We start from the raw sequence: 26,866 nt of genomic DNA on the forward strand, positions 1-26,866 counted from the left end.
TTCCCTCAGCCGCCGCGATCGTGGGCGCGAGTCGCGGCGAACCCATGAAGGAAGTACCTCGCATGCCGATCCAGCACTCCGACGTCCTCTACACCGCCGTCGCCACCGCCGAGGGCGGGCGTGACGGCCGTGTCGCCACCGACGACGGCAAGCTCGACTTCGTCGTGAACCCGCCCAAGACGATGGGCGGCTCCGGCGCGGGCACCAACCCCGAGCAGCTCTTCGCGGCGGGCTACAGCGCCTGCTTCCAGGGCGCGCTCGGTGTCGTCGCCCGTAACGAGAAGGCCGACATCTCCGGCTCGACGGTCACCGCCGAGGTCGGCATCGGCAAGAACGACGACGGCTTCGGCATCATCGTCAAGATCTCGGCGGCCATCCCGAACGTGGACGCCGAGACGGCGAAGAGCCTGATCGAGAAGGCGCACCAGGTCTGCCCGTACTCCAAGGCGACCCGCGGCAACATCACGGTCGAGCTCGCCGTCTGAGCCCACCGGTCGACGACTTGACCGACCACTCGATCGACCACTGATCGACCACTGACGACCATTGATCGACGACTGATCGACGACTGGTCGACCGCTGTCCGAGGACCGCCTCCCGACCGCCATCGGGTGCGGTCCTCGCTGCGTACCCGGCCGCTGCGGCATCATGGGCCCTGTCCGGGGGACAGGGGGAGTCGGATGGCGTCGTACGACGGGTCGGAGCGCGCCGACCACGGACTGATCGGCGGGCGCTACCGCCTGGGCGAGCGGCTCGGTCAGGGCGGCACCGGCGTCGTCCGGCGGGCCACCGACGAGCTCCTCGGACGCCCGGTCGCGGTCAAGACCCTCACCCTCGACGCAGGCGCCGACCCGGCGGGCGCCCTCCGCGAGGCCCGTGTCGTCGCCCGGATCCGCCACCCCCATGTGATCGTCGTCCACGACGTCGTCGACCACGACGGCCGGCCCGCCCTCGTCATGGAGCTGGTCGACGGCGGCTCGCTCGCCGACCGCCTCGCCGCGCCCGACGGGGCGCTGACCGTACGGGAGACCGCCCGCCTCGGTCTCGCCCTGCTCGACGCCCTGTCCGCCGCCCACGCCCACGACGTGCTGCACCGGGACGTGAAGCCCGCCAACGTCCTCCTGGAGAAGGGCACCGGCCGGGCGGTCCTCACCGACTTCGGCATCGCGAGCCTCCCCGGCGCCACCACGCTCAGCGGCACCGGAGTCTTCGTCGGCACCCCCGAGTACACCGCGCCGGAGCGCATGCAGGGCGGCGACGCGGGACCCGCCGCCGATCTCTGGTCGCTCGGCGCGCTGCTCTGCGCGGCGGCGACGGGCACGTCGCCGTTCCGCCGGGACTCGATCGGGGCCGTGCTCCATGCGGTCGTGTACGGGGAGATCCGGCCACCCGAGCGCCTCGGCCCCCTCCTGCCGGTCGTCCACGGCCTGCTGGAGCGCGACCCGGAGCGGCGTCTGACCGCCGAGGAGGCCCGCCGACAGCTCACGGCCTGCCTGACCGGCGACACCCCTGCGCTGGACACCCCTGCGCTGGACACCCCGGCACTGGACACCTCCGCGTCGGCCTCCCGGGCACTCGCCCATCCGGCGCTGGACACCCCCGCGCTGGACACCCCCGCGCTCGACACACCTGCGCTCGACACCCCCGCGCTCGACCCTCCGGCCCTACGGGACCGGGCCGGCGTCCCCGGCGAGGCCCCGCGTCGGCGGGTTGCCCTCGCGCTGCCGCTCGTGGCGGCCGTAGTCGCCGCCTGCGTCGCCGCCGCGACGGTCGCCGTGCTGCTCGCCGTCCGCGACGACCGCGGACCGGACGCGGGGCCGGCCCGTACGCCGGGCCCGACCTCCGTGGCCCCCGCCCTCGGGCCGCTGCCCGCCGGGTACACGGCCGTAGCCGACGAGCGCGGCTTCACCCTGGCCGTGCCGGCCGGGGCCACCCGCTCGACCGACGGCGAGCGGGTGTTCTACACGACGGGCGACGGGGCCGTCTGGGTCGGGATCAGGATCCGGCCCATCCCCGCCGGCGGGGCCATCGGAGCGATGCGTACCGCCGACGCGAGCGGCCCGCGCACCAACCCCGGGTACCGGGACGGCGCGGTGGGGGAGACCCGGCACAAGGGACTGCCCGCCGCCCGCTGGGAGTTCACCTGGGACGGCTTCACCGCCGCCGAGGGGCCCCGGCACACCGTCGACCTCTGCTGGGAGCAGGCCGGGACCCTGTACGACGTATGGGCGTCGGCCCCGGTCGGCCGCGCCGCGGAGGGCCGTGCCCATCTCACCGCGGCGCTCGACTCCTTCCGTACGTCGGGCCGGGCGCCCGGCGGCTGACCCGTACCCCACCGATAAGGTGACCCTCATGCGCGATCTCGGGGTGGGTTTCGGTTACCTGGTAAAGGGCCAGAAGTGGGTGGGCCGGCACGGACGGTGGTTCGGTTTCGGGCTGCTGCCCGGACTCGTGACCCTCGTCCTCTACGCGGGCGCGCTCGTCGGTCTCGGCTACGGCGCCGACGACCTGGCCACCTGGGTGACCCCCTTCGCCGACGACTGGAGCTCGCCGTGGCTCGGGATATTCCGCGGCACCCTGACCGCCCTCGTCGTCGCCTTCGGCCTCTTCCTCGCGGTCATCACCTTCACCGCCGTGACCCTGCTCGTCGGCCAGCCGTTCTACGAGTCGCTCTCCGAGGCGGTCGACCGCAGCGAGGGCGGCGAGGTCCCCGAGTCCGGGCTTCCGCTCTGGCGCGAGCTGTGGATCTCGGCCCGTGACAGCCTGCGGATCCTGCTGCGGGTCGTGTTCTACGGCGTCCTGCTCTTCGCCTGCGGCTTCATCCCGGTGATCGGCCAGACCGTCGTCCCCGTCATCGGCTTCTGCGTCTCCGGCTTCTTCCTCGCCGAGGAGCTGACGTCCGTCGCGTTCCAGCGCCGCGGCGTCGAGCTCAAGGAACGGCTCCGGATGCTTCGTGGCCGCCGGATGGCCGTCCTCGGCTTCGGCGTTCCGCTGACCCTCGCCTTCCTCGTGCCCTTCGTCGCCGTCTTCCTGATGCCGGGAGCGGTCGCCGGGGCCACCCTGATGGCCCGCGAGCTGGGCGGCGAGACCGGTGGCGACGACCGGGACGAGATCTCCCGGGAAGACGACCACCCGGGCGGCAACCTTCCTTCCTCCGGCGGCGACCAGGGGGTGCACCACCTCCCCCACTGAAGGAAGAAGCATCATGACGTCAGCGTCACACAAGCGGAAGACAGGCCGGCGGCGGGCGATCATCGGCGGCCTGAGCGCCCTCGGAGTCACCGGGGCGGCGATCGTCACCACGACCCTGCTCGCCCCGGCGGGCGCCGCGAGCGCCCTGCCCGCCTGGCCGCAGGCCAAGGGCGGCAAGCCGGTCCCCGCGTCCATCGAGGTCTCCGGCACCTACGACGGCGGGCTCCAGCGCTTCCACGGCACCGGTGAGCTCGGCTCGGACGGCCAGGACGAGAGCCAGCAGCCGCTCTTCGTCCTCGAGGACGGCGCGGTCCTCAAGAACGTGGTCATCGGCTCCCCGGCCGCCGACGGGGTCCACTGCCTCGGCAGCTGCACCCTGCAGAACGTCTGGTGGGAGAACGTCGGCGAGGACGCCGCCACCTTCAAGGGCACCTCGGCGTCCTCGGTGTACACGGTGTACGGCGGCGGCGCGAAGAGCGCGTCCGACAAGGTCTTCCAGTTCAACGGCGCGGGCAAGCTGGTCGTGACCAGGTTCCAGGTCTCCGACTTCGGCAAGCTCGTCCGGTCCTGCGGCAACTGCAAGAAGCAGTACAAGCGGACGATCCTGGTCAACGACGTCGACATCACCACGCCCGGCAAGTCGATCGTCGGGGTCAACGCCAACTACGGCGACACCGCGTCCCTGCGGAACGTCCGGATCCACGGCGACACCAAGAAGAAGATCAAGCCGTGCACCCGCTTCACCGGCAACAACACCGGCAAGGAGCCCAAGGAGATCGGCACCGGCCCGGACGGCACCACGTGCCGCTACTCCGCCGGCGACCTCTCGTACGACTAGGCGTACGCACCCGGTCCCCGGCGTCGTCTCAGACGTCGAGGACCGGGTGCAGTTCCGGCCGGGCGTCCCACCACTCCCGGTAGAAGGCGTTGTTGCCGACGTTCGCCAGATAGGCGTGGACCGCCGCCCGGTACAGCAGCTCCGCCTGCCGGGCGGGGACCGCCGCCCTGTTCCAGGCCAGCCGGATCCGGCCCAGGACCGGGTCGCCCTCCAGGGGGCGCAGGACCGTGCCCTCCGCGTACGGGGCCGTCGGCTGGCTCATGGAGATCGCCCGGCCCGAGGCGATCAGGTCGTAGTGCATCTTCCGGTCGGCGACCCGGTGCCGCAGCGAGGGCGTGAACCCGGCCTTCGCACAGGCGGCGACCAGCGCCTCCGGCCCGCCGTCGTCGTCCTCCACCAGCGTCATCCAGGACTCGCCGGCCAGCTCGGCCAGCGCGATCCGCTTCTTCCCGGCCAGCGGGTGCGCGGCCGAGAGGCGCACGCAGAAGGGTTCCTTGGGGACCAGGGTCCTGGCCGTGGTGCCCTCGGGCAGGGCGACCTCGTGCTCGTTGACCTCCCCGTACAGCACGGCGTCGTACCGTCCCGCGCCGAGCTGCCGGGTCAGGGTGGTCGCCGAGTGCTCCACGGTCACCGAGATGTCCTGACCGGCCATCACCCGCTCCAGTTGCCCGAGCAGCCCGTCGACCAGGACGAGCAGGATGCAGCCGAGCCGCAGCGGGGTGCCGGGGGCGACGGCCCGCGCCCCGGCGGCGAGCGCGTCCATCTCGCCGAGCACGAGCCGCGCCTTGGAGAGGACGAACTCGCCCAGCGGGGTGGGCTCCACGCCGTTCCGGCCGCGCAGGAAGAGCTCCCCGCCCGCGACCCGCTCGATGCGCCTGAGCTGCGCGGAGAGCGCCGGCTGGGAGACCCCGAGCCGCCCGGCCGCGCGTCCCAGACTGCCCGCTTCCGCTATCCGGCAGACGGCCTCCAGATGTCTCAACTCCAGCTGCATTTCAGCAGCGTACGCAGCGCCGCGCGGCCGCACCATAACCCGCGTCTTATGCCGGATGAGATGTCCCGAACCAGTCATGTCCACGCCCATACTCGGCGCGACGATCCGTCTCCCCCACCACGATCCCACCCCGATCGGAGCAGACGTTGCACCCCAGCAGAATCACGGCGGCCGTGGCCGCCCTGGCGCTCTCGGCGAGCCTCGCGACCGCCCTCGCCGGCACCGCCACCGCGGCCCCGCAGGCGCAGCCCGTACCCCCGGGCCACGGCAAGTCCCTCGCGCTCGCCGCCGCCGACGGCGCCGCGGCCAGCGGCCTCGACGAACTCCGGCACGGCGCCGAGGAGGACCTCGTCCGGACGTCCGTCACCCCCTGGACGAACGGCCTGTACTACGCCTCGTACGAGCGCACCTACCGCGGCCTCCCGGTCGTCGGCGGCGACGCGGTCGTCGTCTCCGACAGCTCCGGCAAGGTCCGCGAGGTCACCGGCGCCCCGGCGCCCGCCATCAAGGTCTCCACCAAGGCGAAGGTGACCGCCGGCGCGGCCCTCGCCACCGCCCGCAGGCAGCTGGCCTCGGTGGAGAGCGCGAGCGCCCCCGAGCTGACCGTGCTCCTCAAGGGCGGCAAGGCCGTGCTGACCTGGCACACCCTGGTCATCGGCCGGACCGCGCAGGACGCCCCCAGCTCCCTCGACACCTACGTCGACGCCCGTACCGGATCCGTCGCCCGGGCCACCGACAAGATCCTGCACGCCGACGGCCGCGGCTACCACAACGGCAACGTCACCATCGACACCGCCGCGAGCTCCATGACCGACACCAGCCGCGGCGGCTTCAAGTGCGGCGGGCAGAACGGCAGCGCGTACACGGGCTCCTCGCCCTGGGGCAACAACGGCGCCAACGACCTGGTGACCGCCTGCGTCGACATCATGTACGCGGCGCAGAAGGAACACTCCATGCTCAAGGAGTGGTTCGGCTACAACGGCCAGAACGGCCAGGGCGGCATGGTCCCGGCCCGCGCCGGACTCTCCGAGGTCAACGCGTACTACGACGGCACGAAGACGACCTACGGGCGGGCCCAGACCGGCTCCAACCAGCTCACCGGCATCGACGTCGTGGCGCACGAGTACGGCCACGAGATCTTCGACCGGACCCCGGGCAGCGCCGGCTCCTCCAACGAGAACGGCGGGCTCAACGAGTCCACCGGCGACATCTTCGGCGCGCTCACCGAGCACTACGCCAACAACCCCAACGACACCCCGGACTACACGGTCGGCGAGAAGGTCAACTTCTTCGGCGACGGCAAGCCGATCCGGAACATGTACAACCCCTCGCTCGTCGGCAACGACCCCAACTGCTACCCCCAGTTGAACTCGGGCACCGAGGTGCACGCGGCGGCCGGACCGCAGAACCACTGGTTCTACCTGCTCGCCGAGGGCTCCAACCCGGGCGGCGGCAAGCCCAACAGCCCCATATGTTCCGGCGGTCCGTCCTCCGTGACCGGCATCGGCATCCAGAAGGCCGGCAAGGTCTTCATGGGCGCCCTGCTCATGAAGACCTCCTCCTGGAACCACCTCGCCGCCCGCAAGGCGACCCTGACCAGCGCCAAGAACACCTACGGCAGCGTCGAGTGCAACGCGGTGAAGGCGGCCTGGAACGCGATCGGCGTCCCCGCCCAGTCCGGTGAGACCGACTGCGGCGGCACCACCACCCCGGACTTCTCGCTCGCCCTGAACCCGTCCTCGGGCTCGGTCCAGGCCGGTGCCTCCGTCACCTCCACGGTGAACACCAGCACCACCGGCGGCAGCGCGCAGACCGTCCAGCTCTCCGCGAGCGGCGCCCCGAGCGGTGTCACGGTCTCCTTCAGCCCGGCGTCGGTGACCTCGGGCAACTCGTCGACGATGACCGTCCAGGTCGCGGCGGGCACGGCCAACGGCACCTACCCGATCACCGTCACCGGTACGGGCTCCGCCACCCACACCGTCACCTACCAGCTGTCGGTCGGCACCACGACCCCGCCCACCGGCTGCGCCGACTCCGAGTACAGCTACCAGGGCAGCCTGACCTCCGGCCAGACCGCGGTCCAGCCCGACGGCTCGTACTACTACTCGGCGACCTCCGGCACCCACGTGGGCTGCCTGCGCGGCCCGGCCGGCAAGGACTACGACCTCTACCTGCAGAAGTGGAACGGCGGGGGCTGGGTGGACGTCGCCGTCGGCGGCACCGCGACGGCCGACGAGGACACCAGCTACTACGGCACCGCGGGCTACTACCGCTACATCGTCCACGCGTACAGCGGCTCCGGCGCGTACACGCTGGGCCTGAGCGCCCCGTAGCGACCGGGCCACGAGCGCCCCGTCACGGGGCGGGGAGGCGGCGCCGTCACGGACCGGGGGTTCCGTGACGGCGCCGCCGTTCCCTCAGCCGACCTCGGCGAGCACGAACCCCGGCTTCTCCGGGCCCGCGTCGGCGATCCGCTCGCCGTCCGGGCCCCAGGCCCCGGCCGCGCCGCCGCCCACGCCGTCCTCGTTGGCCCCGATGACATTGCCCAGCACCACGTACAGGCCGAAGTCCCGGGCCCGTACCGGATACACCGTCTCGAACGAGTCGTTGTCCGCGGAGAGCACCGAACTCGCCAGATACACCGCGCACCTGTCGGCGGCGGCGCGCTCGGCCAGCTCGGGGAAGCGGTTGTCGTAGCAGGTGGCCGTCGCGAACCGGACCCCGTCGAGCGCGAACCGCCCGTCGGTCGTGCCCGGCGCGAAGACCTCCTGCTCGATCCCGTACAGGTGCTGCTTGTCGTACCGGGCGAGGAGCCCGCCCTCCGGGCCGATGACCAGCGTCGTGACCGCGGTCCGGCCATCCGCCGTGCGCACGGGCCCGTTGACGACGGCCGCCGCCGACACCGCGCGGCAGGCCTCCCGTACGGGTTCCAGACGGGGGTCGTCCTCGGTGAGGACCAGGTCGGGGGTGTCCCGGATCAGGGTCGGCTCGTACCCGCTGAGGCAGAGCTCGGCGAAGACGACCACACGGGCGCCCTCGGCCCCGGCGGCGCGGACCATGTCGGCGACGGTCCGCACATTGGCGGCGATGTCCCCGGCGACCGGGGCGAACTGGGTGGCTGCGACGATCATGCCCCCATCATCCCGCCCGCCCGCCGTCCGGGAACCCCCTGGACCGGCGCATCGCCTCCGCCGTCTCCCGCAGCAGCCCCAGGAAGGCGGTCGCCGCGGCGGTCGGCATCGGCGGGGTCGCCGCACAGACCCGGCGGTACGGGACGTCGTCCGGGTGGATCGTGACGAGCGCGACCTCCCGGGGGACGGAGGCCGCCGCGAGCGCCGGGACGAGAGTGGTGCCGAGACCGGCGGCGACCGCGCCGAGCTTGGCGATCCAGTCGTGTGCGAGGAGTCCGGTACGCGGCCGGAACCCGGCGGCGACGGCCGGGCGGAAGAGGGTGTCCTCCCATCGCTCGGCGCCGACGATCCACTCCTCGTCGGCCAGCTCGGCCAGTCGCACCGCCCGTCGGCCCGCGTGCGGATGGCCCCGCTCCAGGGCCACCAGCATCGGCTCGTCCAGGAGGTGGTGGAACGTCACACCCTCCGGCGGGGGAGTGGCCAGGGCCGGGGCGACCACCGCGAGGTCCTGCTCCCCGGCGGCGAGCTGCCCCAGATGCTTCACGGACGGGCCTTCGGTGCGGGTGACCGCCACCCCCGAATGCCGGGTGCGGAACACGGCTTGCGTACGGGGGACGAGCGCCGCGTTGGCGCTGGAGAACGAACCGAGCCGGAGCAGCCCGCCCTCCAGGGTGCGCAGCGCCTCGAGATCGGCCCGGGCCGCGAGCAGCCGGTCCCGTACGGCCTCGGCGTGCGGCAGCAGCACCCGGCCCGCCTCGGTCGGGCGCACCCCGCGCGGCAGCCGCTCGAACAGCACCGAGCCCGTCTCGTCCTCCAGGGCCTGGACCTGGCGCGAGACGGCGGACTGGGTGTATCCGAGGGCGCGGGCGGCGGCGGTGAAGGACCCCTCGCGGGCGACGGCGAGGAAGACCTCGTACAGGACATGACCATTCGGCATGGCTGCCATGCTAGACATTCGCTTGTCGCATGGGAGGGCCATGCCTAGCGTCGTCCTCATGAACTCCACGGACAGCATGAACTCCACGGACGGCACGGACGCCACGGACAGCACGCGACAGAAGATCGCCTTCATCGGTCTCGGTTCCATGGGCCTCCCGATGGCCCGCCGACTCCTCGACGCAGGGCACCCGTTGACCGTCTGGAACCGCACGGCCGCCAAGGCCGACGCGCTGGTCGCGGACGGCGCCGTGCGCGCCGCGAGCGCCGCCGAGGCCGTCCGCGAGGCCGACGTCGTCATCACCATGCTGGCGGACCCGGTCGCCGCCCTCGCCGTCGCCGACGCCATCGTTCCGGCGCTGCGCCCCGGCACGCACTGGATCGACACCTCGACCATCGGCCCCGACGCCGTCCGCGTCCTGGCCGCCCGGCTCCCCGACGGGGTCACCCTGATCGACGCGCCCGTCATGGGCAGCGTGGACCGGGCCGCCGCGGGCGAGCTGCTGATCCTCGCGGGAGGCGACAGCACTCCGGTCGCCGCCGTCCTCGACCGTCTGGGCACGGTCACGCCGTGCGGGGGATCAGGCGACGGGGCCGCCCTCAAACTCGTCCTCATCGACGCCGCCATCGGCGGTGTCGCGCTGATCGCCGAGGTTCTCGCGCTCGCCGGAGCGCTCGGCCTGCCCCGCGAACTCGCCCTGCGGACTCTCGCCCAGGGACCCCTCTCCGGTGCCGTGGCCCGCGCCACCGCCACCGGCTCGCACTTCCCGGTCGCCCTCGCCGCCAAGGACGTCGCCCTGGCGACCGCGGTGACGGAACTCCCCATCCTGCAGGCCGTCCACACCGCCCTCACGGGGGACCCGGCCCTGCTCGGCGAGGACCTGTCGGCCGTCATCCGCTAGGGGGTGTCCCGGCGGACACGGCCTAGACTCCGGCACAGCGGTGCCGCGCGCGGCGCCGCAGGGTGTGGGGCCGTGGCAGAGCACGGCCGATTGCGAAGCCGGGCGGCGGAGGTCCCCGACGCCCGGGGCGAGCGGCCGGTCGCCGGACCTGGCGGCCGGACCCCGCGGGTTCGAATCCCGTCGGCCCCGCACCCGAACTCGTCCGTGCAGGGCCGGCGGTGCGTGGCTACGGCCGGGCCTCGCCGCCGTGGAGAAGGTGCAGGAAGTCGCGGAAGGCGGCGGGCATGTCCACCGCCGTCGGGTCCAGGAGCCACTGGTACTGGAGTCCGTCCATCACCGCCGTCAGGAGCGGCGCCGCGCGCTCCGGGCTCAGCCCGCTCGGCAGCCGGTCGCCGAACTCCAGGCGCAGCACCTGCGCCATGTTCGCCCGCACCAGTGCGTACCGCTCGGTGAAGAACTGCCGCGCCGGGTGCTCGTCCGTCACGCTCTCGCCGAGCAGCGCGGAGAAGGTCTGCACGATGCCGGGCCGCATCGCGTTGTACTCGACGAGCGATTCGAGCAGGTCGAGCCGCCAGCCCTCACGGTCCCGGCCGCCGCTGGTGTCCCAGCGGTCGCGCTCCTCCAGGACGGCGACGAGCAGCGCCTCCTTCGTCGGGAAGTAGTGCAGGAGCCCCTGCTGGGTGAGCCCGACGCGCTCGGCGACGGAGCCGAGGGTGGCGCCCCGGTAGCCGCGCTCGGCGATCACTTCGAGGGCCGCGCGCAGGATGTCCGCCCGCCGCTCCTCGCTCCTGGCCCGCACCATCGCCGTGGCCCCTCTCAGCTCGTCGTTCCGACAGGACGGTACCTCGTCCATAGAATAACGAAGAGGTAACATCACCTACCGATCTACAGGTAAGTGGGTGCACGATGGCGCCATCGGGGTCATCGGTACGTCAATGAGGAGGTACGGCCATGACGGAGACCAGCGCGGACACGGCACGGGCGGCGGCGAACGCCGCACGGGAAGAGGCCGTCGAGGCGGCGCTCGCCACGCTCGACCTGGACACCAAGACCCGGCTGCTCGGCGGCCAGGACATGTGGTCGCTGCCCGCCCTGCCGGAGATCGGACTGAAGTCCCTGGTCATGTCCGACGGCCCCATCGGTGTCCGCGGCGTCCGCTGGACCGCCGACGACCCGTCCGTCGCCCTGCCGTCCCCGACCGCGCTCGCCGCCGCCTGGGACCCCGCCCTCGCCCGCCGCGCCGGCCGCCTCCTCGCCCAGGAGGCCCGCCGCAAGGGCGTCCACGTCCTGCTCGCGCCCACGGTGAACCTGCACCGCACCCCGCTCGGCGGCCGCCACTTCGAGGCCTACAGCGAGGACCCCTTCCTCACCGGCGCCGTCGGCACCGGCTACGTCCAGGGCGTCCAGGACGGCGGTGTCGGCACCACCGTCAAGCACTTCGTCGCCAACGACGCCGAGACCGACCGCTTCACCGTCGACAACCGGATCGCCCCGCGCCCCCTCCGCGAGCTCTACCTCGCCCCCTTCGAGGCCATCGTCAGGAACGCCCACCCCTGGGGCATCATGACCGCCTACAACCGGGTCAACGGCGTGACCATGACCGAGCACCGCCACCTCGTGAACGAGGTCCTGCGCGGCGAGTGGGGCTTCGACGGCTACAACGTCTCCGACTGGATGGCCGCCCGTTCCACCACCGGCGACATCGAGGGCGGCCTCGACGTCGCCATGCCCGGCCCGCAGACCGTCTACGGCGAGGCGCTCGCCGCCGCCGTCCGCGCCGGCGAGGTCGAGGAGCCCACGGTCGACGCGGCCGTACGCAACGTCCTGCGGCTCGCCGCCCGGGTCGGCGCCCTCGAAGGCGCCCCGCCGGTCGTCACCGAACCTCCGGCCGCCCTCGACGGCGACGCGCTCGCCCGCGAGATCGCCCGCCGCGGCTTCGTCCTCGTCCGCAACGAGAGCGGCGCGCTGCCCCTCGCGGCCGGGACGACCGTCGCCCTCTCCGGCGCCGCCGCCCGCGACGCCCGCGTCCTCGGCGGCGGCTCCGCCCAGGTCTTCCCCGAGCACGTCGTCTCCCCGCTGGCCGGCCTCACGGCCGCCCTCGCGGCCGGTCCCGAAGGGGGCGCGCTCACCTTCACCGTCGGCGCCGACCCCAGCGACGAACTCACCCCCGCCGATCAGGGGTTCACCCTCCGCGCCCGCTGCCGCGACGCCTCCGGCGCCGTGCTCGGCGAGGGCTCCCTGCCCAACGGCCAGGTCCAGTGGATCGGCGACGACCTCCCGGCCGGCGTCACCCACGAGGCCCTCGCCTCCATCGAGGTCGTCGGCACCTTCACCCCGCGCGAGTCCGGCGAGCACTCCTTCGGCACCCGCGGCCTCGGCGCCTACACCCTCACCGTCGGCGGCGAGACCGTCTACGAGGGCGTGCAGGTCATGGGCCCCGAGACCGACCCCTTCGAGGCCTTCTTCGGCTCCCCGGTCGAGCGCGCCAAGGTCGCGCTCACCGCGGGCGAGACCGTCGAGGTGTCCTTGCTCCACACCCTCGACAAGGAGTTCGCGGCCCCGCTGCCGGCCGTCATGTTCTCCTTCGTCCACCTCGGTCCGCGTCGTGACCCCGACGAACTGATCGCCGAGGCCGTCGAGGCGGCCCGCGCCGCCGACACCGCCGTCGTGGTCGTCGCCACCACCGAGCGCGTCGAGTCCGAGGGCTTCGACCGCAAGGACCTCGCCCTCCCCGGCCGCCAGGACGACCTCGTACGGGCCGTCGCCGCCGTCAACCCGAACACCGTCGTCGTGGTCAACGCCGGCTCCCCGGTCGAACTGCCCTGGCGCGAGGAGGTGGCCGCGGTCCTGCTCAGCTGGTTCCCCGGCCAGGAGGGCGGCGCCGCCCTCGCCGACGTCCTCACCGGCGCCGAGGAGCCCGGCGGCCGCCTCCCCACCACCTGGCCCGTCGCCCTCGCCGGCGTCCCCGTCACCGAGACCACCCCCACCGAGGGTGAACTCGACTACGCCGAGGGCGTGTTCATCGGCTACCGCGCCTGGGACAAGGCCGGCGCCGTGCCCGCGTACGCCTTCGGTCACGGCCTCGGCTACACGACCTGGTCGTACGACTCCCTGACGGCCGGCCCCGACACCGTGACCGTCCGGCTCACCAACACCGGCGACCGCGCCGGCCGCGAGGTCGTCCAGGTCTACCTGGCACCCGTGGACGACTCCGTGGAGCGCCCCGCCCGCTGGCTGGCCGGCTTCGCGAACGTCGAGGCGGGCCCCGGCGAGACCGTCGAGACCGCGATCGAGCTGCCCCGCCGCGCCTTCGAGATCTGGGACGAGGAGAAGAACGACTGGACCCTCGTCGCCGGAACCTACGAGGTCCTGGCGGCGCACTCCCTCACGGACGCCCGCCTGACCACCACGGTCGAGATCTGACGGCGGGGGTCCTCACGACCGGCCCCGGGGCGGCACCTGACAACCGCCCCGGGGTCCTCACTCCTTCGTGATCCGCCGGTACGCGAGCTCCGCGAGCCGCGCCTGCCCGTCCCGGCTCGGATGGAAGAAGTCCCAGGGGCTCAACTGCCCGCTGTCGAAGCGGAACCCGAAGACCGCCCCGCCGTCGTACCGGCAGCGCTCGTCCTTCGCGCACACCTCCGAGAGCACCCGGTTGTACGCCACCACCCGGTCCTGCACCTCGGCGCGCCGCCGCTCCGCCGCGGCGCTCAGGTCCTCCGCGTCCGCCAGCATCGCGCCGCAGATCCCCAGCTTCCACACCTCAAGACCCATCGGGCTGACCCGCCCCGTGGACCACAGATGCATCAGGGACGGCACGCTCGCCACGTACACCTGCGCCTTCGGCGCGTCCTTCCGCAGCCGGGCGAGCGCCGTCTCGAAGTGCGTCCGGAAGTCGGCGACCGGGGTCATCAGGTCCGGGGTGGCCCGGCAGGCGTCGTTCGCGCCCATCATCACCGTGACCAGCTCGGGCCGTTCGGCGGCGGCCACGGCCATCTGCTCCGGAAGCTCCGCCATCCGCGCCCCGGTCCGCGCCAGGTTCCAGCTGCGGGTGGCGGCCTTCTCCGGGCCGAGCAGGCGCAGCGCGAGGCTGTTCACGGCGGTGTCCGTGCCCGTCGCCCAGGACGACTCGGGGCAGTCCGCGAGGACCGCGCAGGCGTCGAAGGCGCGGGTGACGGAGTCGCCGACGGCGGCGACGGAGGCGGGGGAGGCGTTCCACAGCGAGGTCGGCTTCGGGGTGGGTCTCGGTGCCGCCTTCGGTGCCGCCTTCGGTGTGGCTCTCGCCTCCGGGGGCTTCGCCGCGGGCTCCCCGGCGGTGCAGCCGGACAGCGCTCCCGCGCACAGCAGCGCCGCCGTCGCGGTGGCGACAGCGGTACGAATTCTGCGTCGGCCGCGCATCCCCGGCCCCTCCTTCGGCGTCCTGGCGGGTGAAAGCTTCGTGTTCACCCGCCCCCGGACCGACCGTACGTCACACCGATGACGGTGCGGCACGGTAGCTTTTCCCCCGTCGAACCAGAGGCACCTTTGCCGACCGGCTCCGGTAAATTACATCACGTCACATACTGTCCCCTTTTTGAGGGTTTGTGACGTTTTGCTCCTGATGCTGTTTACTGAGGCCGCTGGGAAAGGCGAACCTCGTCCCACACTGGAGGTCCCGGTGACGACACGTGGAGTCCTGTACGTTCACTCCGCACCGCGCGCGCTGTGCCCGCACGTCGAATGGGCGGTCGCGGGTGTCCTCGGTGCGAGGGTCCAGCTCGACTGGATCCGTCAGCCGGCTTCCCCCGGCACCTGGAGAGCCGAGTTCTCCTGGCAGGGCCGTACCGGCACCGCCTCCGAACTCGCCTCCGCGCTGCGCGGCTGGCAGATGCTCCGCTTCGAGGTCACCGCGGAGCCCTGTCCCACCGCCGAGGGCGAGCGCTACAGCGCCACCCCCGACCTGGGCATCTTCCACGCCGTCACCGGCATGCACGGGGACATCCTGATCCCCGAGGACCGGCTGCGGGCGGCGCTCGCGCGCTCCGCGCAGGGCGAGACCCAGCTGGAGGCCGAGATCGCCCGGCTCCTCGGCAAGCCCTGGGACGACGAACTGGAGCCCTTCCGGTACGCGGGCGAGGGAGCCCCCGTCCGCTGGCTGCACCAGGTCGTCTGACCGACCGTCACCGGCGAGCGGTAGATTCCCGCCCGGGTGCGCAGGGGGCGCGCCGGGTGGGAGAGAAGTGACGCGAGAAGGTACGGCGCCGGCCACGGCCGCCGTTCTGCTGTCGGGCGCCGCGTTCGGCGCCGCCGCGGCGTTTCTGGGGGCCGGGGTCGTCGCCGGTACCTGGCCGAGGGGCTGGACGGCGCTGGGGTGCGCGCTGGCCCTGGTGGCGGCGGGGGTGACGGGGCTGGTGGCGAGCCGGCGGAGCCGTACGGCCGCGGAACCGCAGGACGGGGTGCCGGGTCCGAACCTCGCCAAGGCCGACGGGGGTACGGCGTCCGGCCGGTCCCCGGCGCTGGTGGCCGGAGTCGTCTGGCTGCTGGCGCTCGCGGCGGCCGGGACCTGGGGTCTGGTGGTGGCGGGCGACGACGACGATGACGACGAGGAGGGCCGGGCCTCCGGGAAACCCGCCGCGACCGCCTCCGCGTCGGCGGCCCCGCGGAAGGCGGGGATCGCGTGGTCCGTCCCGCCCGTCGGCGCGAAGTACGACGAGGGGGTCGGTGCCTGGGCCCTCGGCGACGCCGTCGCGCAGGGACGGCTCGACGGGCTCTTCGCGTACGACTCCGCGACCGGAGCGGTCCGCTGGAACGTTTCCGCGCCGACCCGGGAGGCCCTCTGCGGAATGTCCTCCGACGCAGAACAGGGCATCGGCCTGATCGCCCACGGCCGGCACGAGAAGGCCTGCGCCGAACTCCTCGCCGTCCGCGTCTCCGACGGCAAGGTCATGTGGCGCAGGACCCTCACCGGCGAGGGCCTCCTCCCCAGGGGCGCCGCCGTCGGCGGCGGCACCGCCGTGACCGCCGAGGACGGCGCCGTACGGGGCCGGTCCTCCGAGACCGGCGAACAGCGCTGGCAGCGGCCGCTCGGGAAGGGGTGCGGGGTGCTCGCGGTGGACGCGGACGCCGGCCGGACCCTCGTCGTCGAACAGTGCGGCAAGGGGGCACGGCTCGTCGCCCTGGACACCCGTACCGGCGCACGGCAGTGGCTGAGGGAGCTCCCCGTGGAGTCCCGTGCCGTGGCGGCGGTGGTCTCCGTCTCCCCGGTCGTCCTGGCCGTCCACGAGGATGACAAGCGCGGCACCCGTGCCTTCCTGGGCTTCGACGACAAGGGCGCGCCGACGGTGTCGATCCCGCTCTCCGGCCCCGAAGGACTGCTGGCCGCCCCCGGGGAGGTGGGCGACGGGCGCACCGCCCGGATCGTCGTCCGCGACGGCCGCCTGATCACCACGGCCGAGCGGGACAGCATCGTGCCCGACCGGGTCGTCGCGTTCTCCCTCACGGACGGCCGGAAGGTCTGGGAGTACGCCTCCCAGCACCAGGCCGAGGCGGTGGCGACCGAGCGGGACGGCCGGGTCGCGGTCCTGGAGGAGTACGTCGGAGCGAGGATCGTGCTCCTCGACCCCGCCACGGGCAAGGCGGGCACGGTGATCGCCCCGGAGGACCGCGAGGCGCGACTCTCCATCGAACCGGAACTCATCGTCGCCCCCGACGGCCGGCACATCGTCGTCAACCACCTCCTGATGGAGGCGGAACCGTCGGCCTTCGCCCTGCGCTGAGGCCGCGGCACACGAAGGAGGCCCACCCCCGGGTCAGGGGGTGGGCCTCCTTCGTGCGTCGGACGCGAGGTCAGACCGTGCGGAACGCCAGGACCACGTTGTGGCCGCCGAAGCCGAACGAGTTGTTGATCGCGGCGATCGTGCCCTGCGGGAGTTCGCGGGGCTCGTCGCGGACGATGTCCGCGTCGACCGCCGGGTCCAGCTCGTCGATGTTGATCGTCGGCGGGGCCAGGCGGTGGTGGAGGGCCAGGACCGTCGCGACGGTCTCGATGCCGCCGGCGCCGCCGAGGAGGTGGCCGGTCATCGACTTCGTCGCGGAGATCGCGACGTGGTCCAGGTCGTCGCCCAGGACCTTCCGCAGCGCCTTGATCTCGGCGACGTCACCCTGCGGCGTCGACGTGGCGTGCGCGTTGAGGTGGACGACCTCGGACGGCTTGAGGTCCGTCGCGTCGAGCAGGTTCTGCATCGCGGCGGCGATGCCCCGGCCGGTCGGCTCGGGCTGCGCGATGTGGTGGCTGTCGGCCGACAGGCCCTGGCCGAGGACCTCGCAGTAGACGCGGGCGCCACGGGCCTTCGCGTGCTCCTCGGACTCCAGGATCACGACGCCCGCGCCCTCGCCGAGCACGAAGCCGTCACGGCCGGTGTCGTAGGGACGCGAGGCCTTCGTCGGCTCGTCGTTGTTCTTGGACATCGCCATCATGTTGGCGAAGGCGGCGATCGGCAGCGGGTGGATCGCGGCCTCGGTACCGCCGGCGACGACCACGTCGGCACGGCCGGTACGGATCATCTCGACGGCGTAGCCGATCGCCTCGGCACCCGACGCACACGCGGAGACCGGGGTGTGGACGCCGGCCCGGGCGTTCACCTCCAGGCCCACGTTCGCGGAGGGGCTGTTCGGCATGAGCATGGGCACGGTGTGCGGGGAGACGCGGCGAACGCCCTTCTCCTTCAGCACGTCGTACTGGTCGAGCAGAGTCGTTACGCCGCCGATGCCGGAGGCGATGACCGACCCGAGCCGCTCGGGCGCGATGGACGCGTCCTCGCCGGCGGGGGCGGTGTAGCCCGCGTCGGCCCAGGCCTCACGGGCCGCGATCAGCGCGAACTGCGCCGAGCGGTCCAGCTTGCGGGCGAGCGGGCGGGGCAGGACGTCACCGGGGTCGACGGCGGCGGTCGCGGCGATCTGCACGGGCAGTTCGGCGAAGCGCTCGCCCTCCAGGGGCCTGACGCCGGAGCGCCCCGCGAGAAGACCTTCCCAGGTCGACGCGGAGTCGCCACCCAGCGGTGTGGTTGCGCCGATACCGGTGACGACCACGGTGCGATTGGTCGAGCTCACAGGAATTCGTTCTCCATGTGTGTGATGGTCGGAATACGGCGCCACCGCCGGGTGGCGGACCGAGTCAGCGAGGGCCGAATCAGGCCTGGTTCTTCAGGATGTAGTCGGCAGCGTCGCCAACCGTCTTGAGGTTCTTGACGTCCTCGTCCGGGATCTTGACGTCGAAGCGCTCTTCGGCGGCGACGACGACCTCGACCATGGAGAGCGAGTCGACGTCCAGGTCGTCGGTGAAGGACTTGTCCAGCTGGACGTCCTCGACCGGGATGCCGGCGATCTCGTTGACGATCTCGGCGAGGCCTTCGACGATCTGGTCCTGGGTGGCGGCCATGGTGGCGCTCCTTCTTGTGATTACTTGTGAAAAGGCTTCCGGAAGAACCGGAGTGCCTAGGGGAGGGTAACGACCGACGCGGCGAAGACGAGACCCGCCCCGAAGCCGATGATGAGCGCCGTGTCGCCGCTCTTCGCCTTGCCGGTCGCCAGGAGTCGTTCCATGGCGAGCGGAATCGAGGCCGCGGACGTGTTGCCGGTGGTCTCGACGTCACGGGCGACCGTGACGTGCTCAGGCAGCTTCAGCGTCTTCACCATCGAGTCGATGATCCGCATGTTCGCCTGGTGCGGGATGAAGACGTCCAGATCGTCCGCCGAGATGCCGGCGGCGTCCAGGGCCTGCTGGGCGACCTTCGCCATCTCGAAGACGGCCCAGCGGAAGACCGCCTGACCCTCCTGCGTGATGGCGGGGAACTTGATCTCGCCCTGCTCGTTGAGCGGCAGCTTCGAGACGTCGCCGACGTGGAACTCGTTCCACGGCACGGTCTGCTTGATCGTCTCGGACTTGTCGCCCTCGGAACCCCAGACGGTGGGGCCGATGTGCGGCTCGTCCGAGGGACCGACGACCACGGCGCCGGCGCCGTCGCCGAACAGGAAGGCCGTCGCGCGGTCCTCCAGATCCGTCAGGTCGCTGAGCCGCTCGACACCGATGACGAGCACGTACTCCGCGGAACCCTCGACGATCATGCCCTTGGCGAGCGTCAGGCCGTAGCCGAAGCCCGCGCAGCCTGCGGAGATGTCGAACGCGGCCGGCTTGCCGGCGCCGATCTTGTCGGCGATCTCGGTGGCGACGGCCGGGGTCTGCTTGAAGTGCGAGACCGTGGAGACGACCACGGCGCCGATCTGCTCGGGGTTGATCCCGGCGTCGGCGATGGCCTTGCCCGAGGCCTCCACCGACATGGCGGCGACGGTCTCCTCGGGAGAGGCCCAGTGGCGGGTGGCGATCCCGGAGCGCGAGCGGATCCACTCGTCGGACGAGTCGATCGTCTCGAGGATCACCTCGTTCGGCACGACCCGGGTGGGGCGGTAGCCGCCGACACCGAGGATCCGTGCGTACGGGGCGCCCTTGCTGGGCTTGATCTTCGACATGCTTCTCGACACTCCTTGTCAGACGGCCGCGTGCTCAGCGATGAGCGTACGGGCCGCGTCGAGGTCGTCGGGAGTCTTGAGGGCGACCGTGGACACGCCCGGCAGGGCGCGCTTGGCGATGCCGGTCAGGGTGCCGCCGGGGCACACCTCGATCAGCGCGGTCGCGCCGAGCGCCTGGAAGGTCTCCATGCACAGGTCCCAGCGGACCGGGTTCGCGACCTGGCCGACCAGGCGGGCCACCACCTCGGCGCCGTCGGTGACGACCTGCCCGTCCTTGTTCGAGACGTAGCGGGTGGTCGGGGCGGCCGGGGACAGCTCCTTCGCCGCCGCCTCCAGCTTCGCCACGGCCGGGGCCATGTGGTGCGTGTGGAAGGCACCGGCGACCTTGAGCGCGACGACCCGGCGGACACCCTCGGGCTTGTCCGCCTCCAGGGCGGCCAGCTGCTCCATGGTGCCGGCGGCCACGATCTGGCCCGCGCCGTTCACGTTGGCCGCGGTCAGGCCGAGCTTCTCCAGGTGCGGGACGGTCACGTCGGGGTCGCCGCCGAGCAGCGCGGACATGCCGGTCTCGGTGATCGCGGCGGCCTCGGCCATCGCGAGCCCACGGGTCCGTACGAGACGCAGCGCGGCGGTGTCGTCGAGGACGCCCGCGAACGCGGCGGCGGTGAACTCGCCGACGCTGTGACCGGCGACGACACCGGGGGGCACGTCACCGAGGGCGGCGGCGGACAGCAGGCCGGCGGCGACGAGGAGCGGCTGGGCCACGGCGGTGTCACGGATCTCGTCCGCGTCCGCCTTCGTGCCGTAGTGGGCGAGGTCGAGCCCGATGGCGTCCGACCAGGCCGCGATGCGGTCGGCGGCGCCGGGGAGTTCGAGCCAGGGGGTCAGGAAGCCGGGCGTCTGGGCGCCTTGGCCGGGAGCGACGAGTACGAGCACCCTCACACTCTCTCTTGCGGACGGCTCCGAGCGCCCGTGGGGACAGGGACGAAGAACCGTCGGGGGAATTGTTGGTGTTCGACAAAAGTCTAGGACTGCGGATCTCCGTCGGCCAAGCGTCCGAGAATGAGCGCGATCCGCAGAGTGAACGCGGAACGGACATCAGAGGGTGACCAGCCGGTGACGTCGGTCACACGTCGAAGCCGGTAGCGCACGGTGTTGGGGTGCACGAACAGCATGCGGGCCGCGCCCTCCAGGCTGCTGGCCTGCTCCAGATAGACACTGAGAGTTTCAAGCAGCGCCGATCCCGCTTCTTCCAGCGGTCTGTAGATCTCCTCCACCAGCTGCTCGCGCGCCGAAGGGTCGGAGGCGATGGCGCGCTCCGGCAGGAGATCGTCCGCGAGGACCGGGCGGGGAGCGTCCTGCCAGGCCGAGCAGGCTTTCAGGCCCGCCGCGGCGGCCTGCGCGGAGCGCGTGGCGGCCAGCAGGTCGGGGACGACGGGGCCCGCGACGACCGGGCCCGCCGCGTACGGACCGATCAGGGCCTTCGCCACGGCCAGCGGATTGTCGTTGCCGCCGGCGATGACGACCAGACGGTTGCCGAGGACGCCGGTGAGGACCTGGAGCTTGGCGTGCCGGGCCGCGCGGCGGATCGCCTCCACGGTCAGCTCGCTGTCGCCGTCGGGGGCCGTGCCGAGGATCACGCACACATGGTCCGGGGAGTTCCAGCCGAGCGCCGCGGCACGCGAGACCGCGCCCTCGTCGGCCTCGCCGGAGAGGACCGCGTTCACCACGAGCGATTCCAGACGCGCGTCCCAGGCGCCCCGGGCCTCGGCGGCCTGCGCGTACACCTGGGCGGTCGCGAAGGCGATCTCCCGGGCGTAGACGAGGAGCGCCTCGCGGAGGATGGACTCGTCGCCGGGGGCGGCGACCTCCTCGATCGCCGTCTCCATGACCTCGATGGTGGTCCGCACCATCTCGACGGTCTGGCGCAGGGTGATCGCGCGGGTCAGCTCGCGGGGCGCGGTGCCGAAGACGTCCGTCGAGATGGCCTGCGGGGTCTCCGGGTGCCGGAACCACTCGGTGAACGCGGCGATACCGGCCTGGGCGACCAGACCGATCCACGACCGGTTCTCGGGCGGCATCGCCCGGTACCACGGCAGCGTCTCGTCCATGCGGGCAATGGCGTTGGCGGCGAGCCGCCCGGAGGACTGTTCGAGGCGCTTCAGGGTCGCGGCGTGCGGGTGAGGGGCGTTCGTGGGTTCTGGCACGGGGACAAGACTGCCTTATCGGGACGGCAGTGTGCGGGGTCGGGGCGGGTTCGTCTCCGGCGGCGTCGGCGGCCAGGCCCCGCCGGAACCCCCGGGAGCGCCTCGCGACGCGACCCGGGTACGGCCCCGGGCGGCCGCACTACCGTAGGACCCGTGATACGCATCCAGCGCGCGGGGCAGCGGTACCCCGGCGGCGACCCGGCCGCCGGGATCGAGACCCGGCACGCCCTGTCCTTCGGGCCGCACTACGACCCCGACAACCTCCGCTTCGGCGCCCTGCTCGCCTGCAACGAGGAGCGGCTGGCACCCGGCGCCGGCTTCGACGAGCATCCGCACAGCCACACCGAGATCGTCACCTGGGTCGTCGAGGGGGAGCTCACCCACCACGACACGGCCGGCCACACCACCGTCGTCCGCCCCGGCGACCTCCAGCGGCTGAGCTCCGCCGGGGGAGTCCGGCACGTCGAACGGAACGACGCCGACGTGCCGCTCGTCTTCGTGCAGATGTGGCTCGCACCGCTGTCGCCGGGCGGGGAGCCCGCGTACGAGGTGATGCGCGGGCTCGGGGAGCCGTACGACCTCCCGGAGGCGGACGCGCGGCTGCACGTCCGCCGCCCCGCGGCGGGCGAGCGGGTCGCCGTACCGGCCGCCGACTTCGTGTACGTCCATGTCGTACGGGGCACGGTCGGGCTCGACGGGGAGAAGCCCGGCGGGGAGTCCGGCGAGAAGCCCGGCGGCGAGCCGCTGTCGCCCGGCGACGCCGCCCGCATCACCGACGCCCGGGGACACACTCTCGTCGCCACGACCGATGCGGAGGTCCTGATCTGGGAGATGCGGGACTGGCGCAAGGCCCTCGGCTGAACCACCGGGGGCCGCTCCTTCAGGCCAGGGCGCTCTTCTTCTTCCACTGCTCCCAGCTCAGGTTCCACGCGCCGTAGCCGTTGCCCTCGGCGACCGTGCCCTTGGTGTCCTTGCCGGTGATCTCGAAGGGGTCGCCGACGTTCACCGCGCCGTAGAAGGACGCGGCGTTCGCGTCGCTCATGCCGATGCAGCCCGAGCTCTTGTTGGCGTTGCCGAAGTACGCCGCGTTCCACGGGGCCGCGTGCGCGTACATGCCCGACCAGGTCAGGCGCATCGAGTAGTCCACGTCCTTGTCGTACGCGTCCCCGAGGCCGACCGTCTCCGAGTTCATGTTGATGGTGCCCTCCTTCGCCATCAGCACGGCCGTGCCCCGCCAGGACCGCTTGTCGCCGCCCGGGGTGCCGCCGGAGACCGGGATCGTCCGGACCGTGCGCCCCTCCTTGCTCAGGGTCAGCTTGTGGCGGTCCAGGTCGACCTTCACGATCTGCGCCGCCCCGATCGTGAAGCCGGTGCGGTAGTCCCGTACGAACCAACCGCCGCCCGAGTCCGTGCCGTTCAGATTCGCTTCCAGGGTGACCTTCGTACCGGGCTTCCAGTACGTACGGGGGCGCCAGTCCGCCCTGTCCCGGCCCGAGTAGTCCTTGACCCAGCCCCAGGAACCCTCGGTCGCGTTCGAGGTGGTCACCTTCAACTGCTTCTCCACGTCCGCCTTCTTCGTCACCGGCAGGTCGAAGACGATCGAGACGGGGTGGCCGATGCCGACGGTGGTGTTCTTGCCGGGGGCGAGGGTCAGCTTGTTGACCTTGTCCGCCTCGGCCGTCTCGAAGGAGGACCGGGTGGTCGACTCCTTGCCGTCGGCCGTGCGCGAGGTGACCTCCACCGTGTACGTGGTGCCCGGCGCCGCCTTGCGGTCCGAGACCCAGCGGGTGCCGCCCGCGGCCGCGCGCCCCGCGAGCGAACCGCCGTCCGCGTCCACGACCTTCACCTCGGAGATCGTGCCGCCCGTCGCGGTCACCGTCACCGGGACGCCGGCCGCCGGGTCCACGACCGTCACCTTCGCGGGCGGGGCCTTCGACGCGTCCGCCGCGGGGGTCCCGGTCCCCCCGGGACCGCTCGCCGCCTGAGCCGTACAGGCCGTCAGGGAGACGGTCAGCGCGACTGCCGCGAGAACGGGACGGGGTGTGCGTATTCGCAGCACGGGAGACCTCCGCAGTGATGAGGAGTGAGTGGGATGTTTCGGACTGTAGGTCGCTCCCCGCGCCGCACGGGGGCCCGGCGCCCGTATGACAAGGGCTGCGGCAAAACGGTCATCGTCCGGTCACATACGACGCGCGACTCCGTCGAATTCGGCTGTGAGCCTGCTGTGCGCCCCACCACCGAGGGGCGGAACAAGGAGGCTCCCGTTGTGTCAGCCCTGCTCGTGACGGCCGCACCCACCGAGCGCAGCGCCCTGCGGCTCGGCCCCGTGACCCCCGAGGTCTACCGCGCCTTCCTCGCGTCCCGCTCCGGTGCGGACGGGCCCAGCTTCCTCCAGGTCCCGGCCTGGGCCCAGGTGAAGGACGGCTGGCAGCACCAACTGATCGGCTGGGGCCCGGAGTCCGGCGGACTGACCGGCGTCGCCCTCGTCCTCCTGCGGCCCTTCCCCGGCACCCGCAAGTACTTCGCCTACCTCCCCGAAGGCCCCGTCGCCGACTGGGCCGACGCCGACATCGACGGCTGGCTCGCCCCGCTCCTCGGTCATCTCCGCTCCTGCGGCGCCTTCGCCGTACGCATAGGCCCCGGGCCCGCCTACCGGCGGTGGAACGCCGCCACCGTCAAGGCCGCCACCGGGCCCGGCCGCCGGCTCTCCGACGTCCTCGCCGACGAGGTCGACCCACTGGGGACCGCCGTCGCCGAACGGCTCCGCGCCCGCGGCTGGCGCCGCTGCGGCGGGGAGTCGGAGGACGGCGCCGACGCCCAGCCCCGGCACGTCTTCCAGGTGCCGCTCACCGGGCGCACCCCCGACGACCTGTGGACCGGCCTCAACCAGGAATGGCGGCGCAACGTCCGCAAGGCCCGCAAGTCCGGAGTCGAGATCACCGTCGGATCCGCCGCCGACCTCCCCGAGTTCTACCGGCTGCTCCGCATCACCGAGGAGCGCGACGGCTTCCGGCTCGGCCGCGCCCTCGCCTACTACGAGCGCCAGTACGCCGTCCTCAACGCCGAACACCCCGGCCGGATGAAGCTCTACCTCGCCCGCCACGAGGGCGAGATCCTGGCCGCCCACACCATGGTCACCGTCGGCGGACGCGTCTGGTACCAGACCGGCGCCTCCGCCGACCACCGCCGCGAGGTCCGGCCCTCCAACGCCCTCCAGTGGCGCATGATGCTCGACGCCCACGCCCTCGGCGCCGCCGTCTACGACCTGCGCGGGGTACCCTCCACCCTCGACCCGGGCGACCGGTCCCACGGGCTGCTCCGCTGGAAGCTCGGTACGGGCGGACAGGTCGTCGAGACGCTGGGGGAGTGGGAGACACCGATGCAGGGCACGACCAACCACGCGCTGTTCCGCGCCTTCCAGGCGTATCTGGCCCGCCGATGACGGCCACGCTCACCGCCGAAAGGCCCGGCAGGGGCCGGGCGAAGGCCAAGCCGTCCGCGCTGCGCAGCGGCGCGCTCATGGCCGCCGGCTCGCTCGTCTCCCGTGCCACCGGCTTCGTCCGCGCCTCCGTCGTCGCCGCGGCGCTCGGCGCGGCCGCCGTCGCCGACGGCTACGCGGTCGGCAACACCGTCCCCACCATCATCTACACGCTCCTCCTCGGCGGCGCCCTCAACGCCGTCTTCGTCCCCGAGCTGGTCAAGGCCGCCAAGGAGCACGAGGACGGCGGAGCCGCCTACACCGACCGGCTGCTCACCCTCTGCGTGCTCGCCCTCGTCGCCCTCACGGCCGGCGCGGTCTTCGCCGCGCCCCTGATCGTCGACACGTACACCGACTACGTAGGCGAGCAGCGGGAGATGACCCTCGCCTTCGCGCGCGCGTGCCTGCCGCAGATCTTCTTCCTCGGCCTGTTCACCCTGCTCGGCCAGGTCCTCAACGCGCGGGGCCGCTTCGGCGCCATGATGTGGACCCCCGTCCTCAACAACGTGGTCGTCGTCTCCGTCTTCGCCCTGTTCCTCGTGGTCAGCGACGGCGGCGCCCTCACCCCCGGGGAGACGGCCCTGCTCGGCTGGGGCACCACCGCCGGCATCGTGCTCCAGGCGCTCGCCCTCGTGCCCTCGCTGCGCGCCGCCCGCTTCCGCTGGCGGCCCCGCTTCGACTGGCGCGGCAGCGGGCTCGCCACACCGCTGCGCTCGGCCGGCTGGCTGGTCCTGCTCGTCCTCACCAACCAGGGCGCGTACTGGGTGACCACCCTGCTCGCCACCTCGGCGGGCGGCACCGTCAGCGGCGGCGGCCTCGCCGCGTACAACAACGCCTATCTGCTGTGGTCCGTCCCGCACGGCATCATCACGGTCTCCCTCGTCACCGCGCTGCTGCCCCGGATGAGTGCCGCCGCCGCCGACGGCGACCTCGCGGGGGTCCGCCGGGACGTCTCGTACGCCCTGCGGACCAGCCAGGCAGCCGTCGTCCCGGCGGCCTGCGCGCTCCTCGCGCTCGCCGTCCCGCTGATGACGGTCGTCTTCCGGTACGGGGCGACCACCGGCGACGACATCCGCGCGATGTCCTGGATCCTGATGGCCTTCGCGCCCGGACTCGTCGCCCTCTCCGGGCAGTACGTGTGCAACCGCGCCTTCTACGCGCTGCGGGACACCCGTACCCCGTTCCTGCTCAACCTGGTGATCGCCGGGCTCAACGCGGCGCTGTCGTTCGCCGCCTACCACTACCTGCCCACCCGGTGGGCCGTCGCCGGCATGGCCGCCGGGTACACGCTCGCGCTCTGGGCGGGCTGGGGCCTCACGGCGTACGTACTGAGGAGGCGGCTCAAGCGGAGCGGCCCGGCGTCCGGAGGCGCGGGCGGTCCGGCCTCCGTGGGCACGGGCGGTCCGGCCTCCGCGGGCGGTCCGGCCTCCGGCGGCTCGGTCTCCGCGCTCGCGCGGCTGCTGTCCGCCGCCGTACCCGCCGCCGGTTACGGGCTCCTCATCACCGACCTCACCGGTCCCGCCGGGGCCCTACCCTCCGGGACCGCCGGCGCGCTGACCGTCCTCACCGTCTTCGCCGTCCTCGCCAAGCCCCTCCGGCTGACCGAGGTCCAGGCCCTCATCGGTGCCGGGACCGGCCGACTGCGCGGCCTCGCCCACCGCACCTGAGCCACCCCTCCGGCAGGAGG

The 26,866-nt window shown here is 72.8% G+C and carries 23 protein-coding genes; 12 read left to right on the forward strand and 11 right to left on the reverse strand.

Features of this window, described 5'->3' with window-relative positions:
* Positions 1-62 precede the first annotated feature (62 nt).
* The 4 genes from E0F75_RS31240 (at position 63) to E0F75_RS31255 (ending at position 4,030) form a co-directional block, all read left to right on the forward strand.
* Complete coding sequence (locus E0F75_RS31240) at positions 63-485, forward strand: organic hydroperoxide resistance protein (RefSeq protein WP_229314314.1); 423 nt, start codon at positions 63-65, stop codon at positions 483-485.
* A gap of 195 nt (positions 486-680) precedes the next feature.
* On the forward strand, positions 681-2,324 hold the full coding sequence (locus E0F75_RS31245) for a serine/threonine-protein kinase (RefSeq protein WP_229314315.1): 1,644 nt from the start codon (positions 681-683) through the stop codon (positions 2,322-2,324).
* Positions 2,325-2,352: 28 nt separating this feature from the next.
* Positions 2,353-3,192 carry an EI24 domain-containing protein gene (locus E0F75_RS31250; protein ID WP_229314316.1) on the forward strand — a complete coding sequence of 280 codons (840 nt, stop codon included), beginning with the start codon at positions 2,353-2,355 and terminating at the stop codon, positions 3,190-3,192.
* 13 nt (positions 3,193-3,205) lie between these two features.
* Positions 3,206-4,030: a pectate lyase gene (locus E0F75_RS31255; protein WP_229314317.1), complete on the forward strand. Its 825-nt coding sequence runs from the start codon at positions 3,206-3,208 to the stop codon at positions 4,028-4,030.
* A gap of 28 nt (positions 4,031-4,058) precedes the next feature.
* Here E0F75_RS31255 and E0F75_RS31260 read toward each other — a convergent pair whose 3' ends face one another.
* On the reverse strand, positions 4,059-5,021 hold the full coding sequence (locus tag E0F75_RS31260) for a LysR family transcriptional regulator (protein WP_229314318.1): 963 nt from the start codon (positions 5,019-5,021) through the stop codon (positions 4,059-4,061).
* Between the two features lie 146 nt (positions 5,022-5,167).
* Between E0F75_RS31260 and E0F75_RS31265 the strand changes: the two genes are divergently transcribed.
* On the forward strand, positions 5,168-7,354 hold the full coding sequence (locus E0F75_RS31265) for a M4 family metallopeptidase (protein WP_229314319.1): 2,187 nt from the start codon (positions 5,168-5,170) through the stop codon (positions 7,352-7,354).
* Positions 7,355-7,438: 84 nt separating this feature from the next.
* Here E0F75_RS31265 and E0F75_RS31270 read toward each other — a convergent pair whose 3' ends face one another.
* A complete protein-coding gene (locus E0F75_RS31270; protein WP_229314320.1) occupies positions 7,439-8,152 on the reverse strand; it encodes a carbon-nitrogen hydrolase family protein in 714 nt (237 codons plus the stop codon).
* A 7-nt stretch (positions 8,153-8,159) separates the two neighbouring features.
* Complete coding sequence (locus tag E0F75_RS31275) at positions 8,160-9,089, reverse strand: LysR family transcriptional regulator (protein WP_229314321.1); 930 nt, start codon at positions 9,087-9,089, stop codon at positions 8,160-8,162.
* A gap of 58 nt (positions 9,090-9,147) precedes the next feature.
* Here E0F75_RS31275 and E0F75_RS31280 point away from each other — a divergent pair, with 58 nt between their 5' ends.
* A complete protein-coding gene (locus E0F75_RS31280; RefSeq protein WP_229314322.1) occupies positions 9,148-9,990 on the forward strand; it encodes an NAD(P)-dependent oxidoreductase in 843 nt (280 codons plus the stop codon).
* A 226-nt stretch (positions 9,991-10,216) separates the two neighbouring features.
* On the opposite strand, the gene E0F75_RS31285 is transcribed toward E0F75_RS31280, so the two are convergent.
* Entirely contained in the window at positions 10,217-10,792 is a 576-nt protein-coding gene (locus E0F75_RS31285; protein WP_229314355.1) for a TetR/AcrR family transcriptional regulator, read from the reverse strand.
* 149 nt (positions 10,793-10,941) lie between these two features.
* Here E0F75_RS31285 and E0F75_RS31290 point away from each other — a divergent pair, with 149 nt between their 5' ends.
* Entirely contained in the window at positions 10,942-13,413 is a 2,472-nt protein-coding gene (locus tag E0F75_RS31290; RefSeq protein WP_229314323.1) for a glycoside hydrolase family 3 protein, read from the forward strand.
* A gap of 57 nt (positions 13,414-13,470) precedes the next feature.
* Here the strand turns inward: E0F75_RS31290 and E0F75_RS31295 are convergent, their stop codons facing one another.
* A complete protein-coding gene (locus E0F75_RS31295) occupies positions 13,471-14,388 on the reverse strand; it encodes an SGNH/GDSL hydrolase family protein (RefSeq protein ID WP_229314324.1) in 918 nt (305 codons plus the stop codon).
* Positions 14,389-14,647: 259 nt separating this feature from the next.
* Between E0F75_RS31295 and E0F75_RS31300 the strand changes: the two genes are divergently transcribed.
* Both E0F75_RS31300 and E0F75_RS31305 read left to right on the forward strand, forming a co-directional pair.
* Positions 14,648-15,142 (forward strand): DUF3145 domain-containing protein, encoded by a 495-nt coding sequence (locus E0F75_RS31300; protein WP_073807023.1) that lies wholly within the window; start codon positions 14,648-14,650, stop codon positions 15,140-15,142.
* A 67-nt stretch (positions 15,143-15,209) separates the two neighbouring features.
* The gene (locus tag E0F75_RS31305) at positions 15,210-16,745 is read left to right on the forward strand and encodes a PQQ-binding-like beta-propeller repeat protein (protein WP_229314325.1); all 1,536 of its coding nucleotides are present in this window, start codon (positions 15,210-15,212) and stop codon (positions 16,743-16,745) included.
* Between the two features lie 70 nt (positions 16,746-16,815).
* Here the strand turns inward: E0F75_RS31305 and fabF are convergent, their stop codons facing one another.
* The 5 genes from fabF to E0F75_RS31330 form a co-directional block, all read right to left on the reverse strand.
* Positions 16,816-18,078: a beta-ketoacyl-ACP synthase II gene (gene fabF / locus E0F75_RS31310; RefSeq protein WP_229314326.1), complete on the reverse strand. Its 1,263-nt coding sequence runs from the start codon at positions 18,076-18,078 to the stop codon at positions 16,816-16,818.
* 79 nt (positions 18,079-18,157) lie between these two features.
* The gene (locus E0F75_RS31315; RefSeq protein WP_030321861.1) at positions 18,158-18,406 is read right to left on the reverse strand and encodes an acyl carrier protein; all 249 of its coding nucleotides are present in this window, start codon (positions 18,404-18,406) and stop codon (positions 18,158-18,160) included.
* A gap of 56 nt (positions 18,407-18,462) precedes the next feature.
* Positions 18,463-19,494, reverse strand: coding sequence for a ketoacyl-ACP synthase III (locus E0F75_RS31320; RefSeq protein WP_229314327.1), 1,032 nt, complete (start codon positions 19,492-19,494; stop codon positions 18,463-18,465).
* A gap of 18 nt (positions 19,495-19,512) precedes the next feature.
* Positions 19,513-20,430: an ACP S-malonyltransferase gene (locus E0F75_RS31325; protein WP_229314328.1), complete on the reverse strand. Its 918-nt coding sequence runs from the start codon at positions 20,428-20,430 to the stop codon at positions 19,513-19,515.
* A gap of 89 nt (positions 20,431-20,519) precedes the next feature.
* Positions 20,520-21,701 carry a CdaR family transcriptional regulator gene (locus E0F75_RS31330; RefSeq protein ID WP_073917732.1) on the reverse strand — a complete coding sequence of 394 codons (1,182 nt, stop codon included), beginning with the start codon at positions 21,699-21,701 and terminating at the stop codon, positions 20,520-20,522.
* 153 nt (positions 21,702-21,854) lie between these two features.
* Here E0F75_RS31330 and E0F75_RS31335 point away from each other — a divergent pair, with 153 nt between their 5' ends.
* Positions 21,855-22,562, forward strand: a complete 708-nt coding sequence (locus E0F75_RS31335) for a pirin family protein (RefSeq protein WP_229314329.1) — start codon at positions 21,855-21,857, stop codon at positions 22,560-22,562.
* A gap of 19 nt (positions 22,563-22,581) precedes the next feature.
* On the opposite strand, the gene E0F75_RS31340 is transcribed toward E0F75_RS31335, so the two are convergent.
* Positions 22,582-23,760, reverse strand: coding sequence for an Ig-like domain-containing protein (locus E0F75_RS31340; protein ID WP_229314330.1), 1,179 nt, complete (start codon positions 23,758-23,760; stop codon positions 22,582-22,584).
* Positions 23,761-23,967: 207 nt separating this feature from the next.
* Between E0F75_RS31340 and E0F75_RS31345 the strand changes: the two genes are divergently transcribed.
* Positions 23,968-25,143 carry a peptidoglycan bridge formation glycyltransferase FemA/FemB family protein gene (locus tag E0F75_RS31345; RefSeq protein WP_229314331.1) on the forward strand — a complete coding sequence of 392 codons (1,176 nt, stop codon included), beginning with the start codon at positions 23,968-23,970 and terminating at the stop codon, positions 25,141-25,143.
* A complete protein-coding gene (gene murJ, locus E0F75_RS31350) occupies positions 25,140-26,846 on the forward strand; it encodes a murein biosynthesis integral membrane protein MurJ (protein WP_229314332.1) in 1,707 nt (568 codons plus the stop codon). The genes E0F75_RS31345 and murJ overlap by 4 nt, the downstream gene beginning before the upstream one ends.
* The last annotated feature ends 20 nt before the right edge of the window (positions 26,847-26,866 follow it).

Origin of the sequence: Streptomyces sp. CB02980, assembly GCF_014451325.2 — a bacterium.
Classification (GTDB): Bacteria; Actinomycetota; Actinomycetes; order Streptomycetales; family Streptomycetaceae; genus Streptomyces.

Bases quoted from the DNA above. Each gene is read 5' to 3' on its own strand.
- E0F75_RS31260 (WP_229314318.1), bottom strand. From the start codon at position 5,021: ATGCAGCTGGAGTTGAGACATCTGGAGGCCGTCTGCCGGATAGCGGAA.
- E0F75_RS31290 (WP_229314323.1), top strand. From the start codon at position 10,942: ATGACGGAGACCAGCGCGGACACGGCACGGGCGGCGGCGAACGCCGCA.
- E0F75_RS31295 (WP_229314324.1), bottom strand. From the start codon at position 14,388: ATGCGCGGCCGACGCAGAATTCGTACCGCTGTCGCCACCGCGACGGCG.
- E0F75_RS31250 (WP_229314316.1), top strand. From the start codon at position 2,353: ATGCGCGATCTCGGGGTGGGTTTCGGTTACCTGGTAAAGGGCCAGAAG.
- murJ (WP_229314332.1), top strand. From the start codon at position 25,140: ATGACGGCCACGCTCACCGCCGAAAGGCCCGGCAGGGGCCGGGCGAAG.
- E0F75_RS31245 (WP_229314315.1), top strand. From the start codon at position 681: ATGGCGTCGTACGACGGGTCGGAGCGCGCCGACCACGGACTGATCGGC.
- E0F75_RS31285 (WP_229314355.1), bottom strand. From the start codon at position 10,792: ATGGTGCGGGCCAGGAGCGAGGAGCGGCGGGCGGACATCCTGCGCGCG.
- E0F75_RS31280 (WP_229314322.1), top strand. From the start codon at position 9,148: ATGAACTCCACGGACAGCATGAACTCCACGGACGGCACGGACGCCACG.
- E0F75_RS31255 (WP_229314317.1), top strand. From the start codon at position 3,206: ATGACGTCAGCGTCACACAAGCGGAAGACAGGCCGGCGGCGGGCGATC.
- E0F75_RS31275 (WP_229314321.1), bottom strand. From the start codon at position 9,089: ATGCCGAATGGTCATGTCCTGTACGAGGTCTTCCTCGCCGTCGCCCGC.
- E0F75_RS31315 (WP_030321861.1), bottom strand. From the start codon at position 18,406: ATGGCCGCCACCCAGGACCAGATCGTCGAAGGCCTCGCCGAGATCGTC.
- E0F75_RS31240 (WP_229314314.1), top strand. From the start codon at position 63: ATGCCGATCCAGCACTCCGACGTCCTCTACACCGCCGTCGCCACCGCC.
- E0F75_RS31270 (WP_229314320.1), bottom strand. From the start codon at position 8,152: ATGATCGTCGCAGCCACCCAGTTCGCCCCGGTCGCCGGGGACATCGCC.
- E0F75_RS31320 (WP_229314327.1), bottom strand. From the start codon at position 19,494: ATGTCGAAGATCAAGCCCAGCAAGGGCGCCCCGTACGCACGGATCCTC.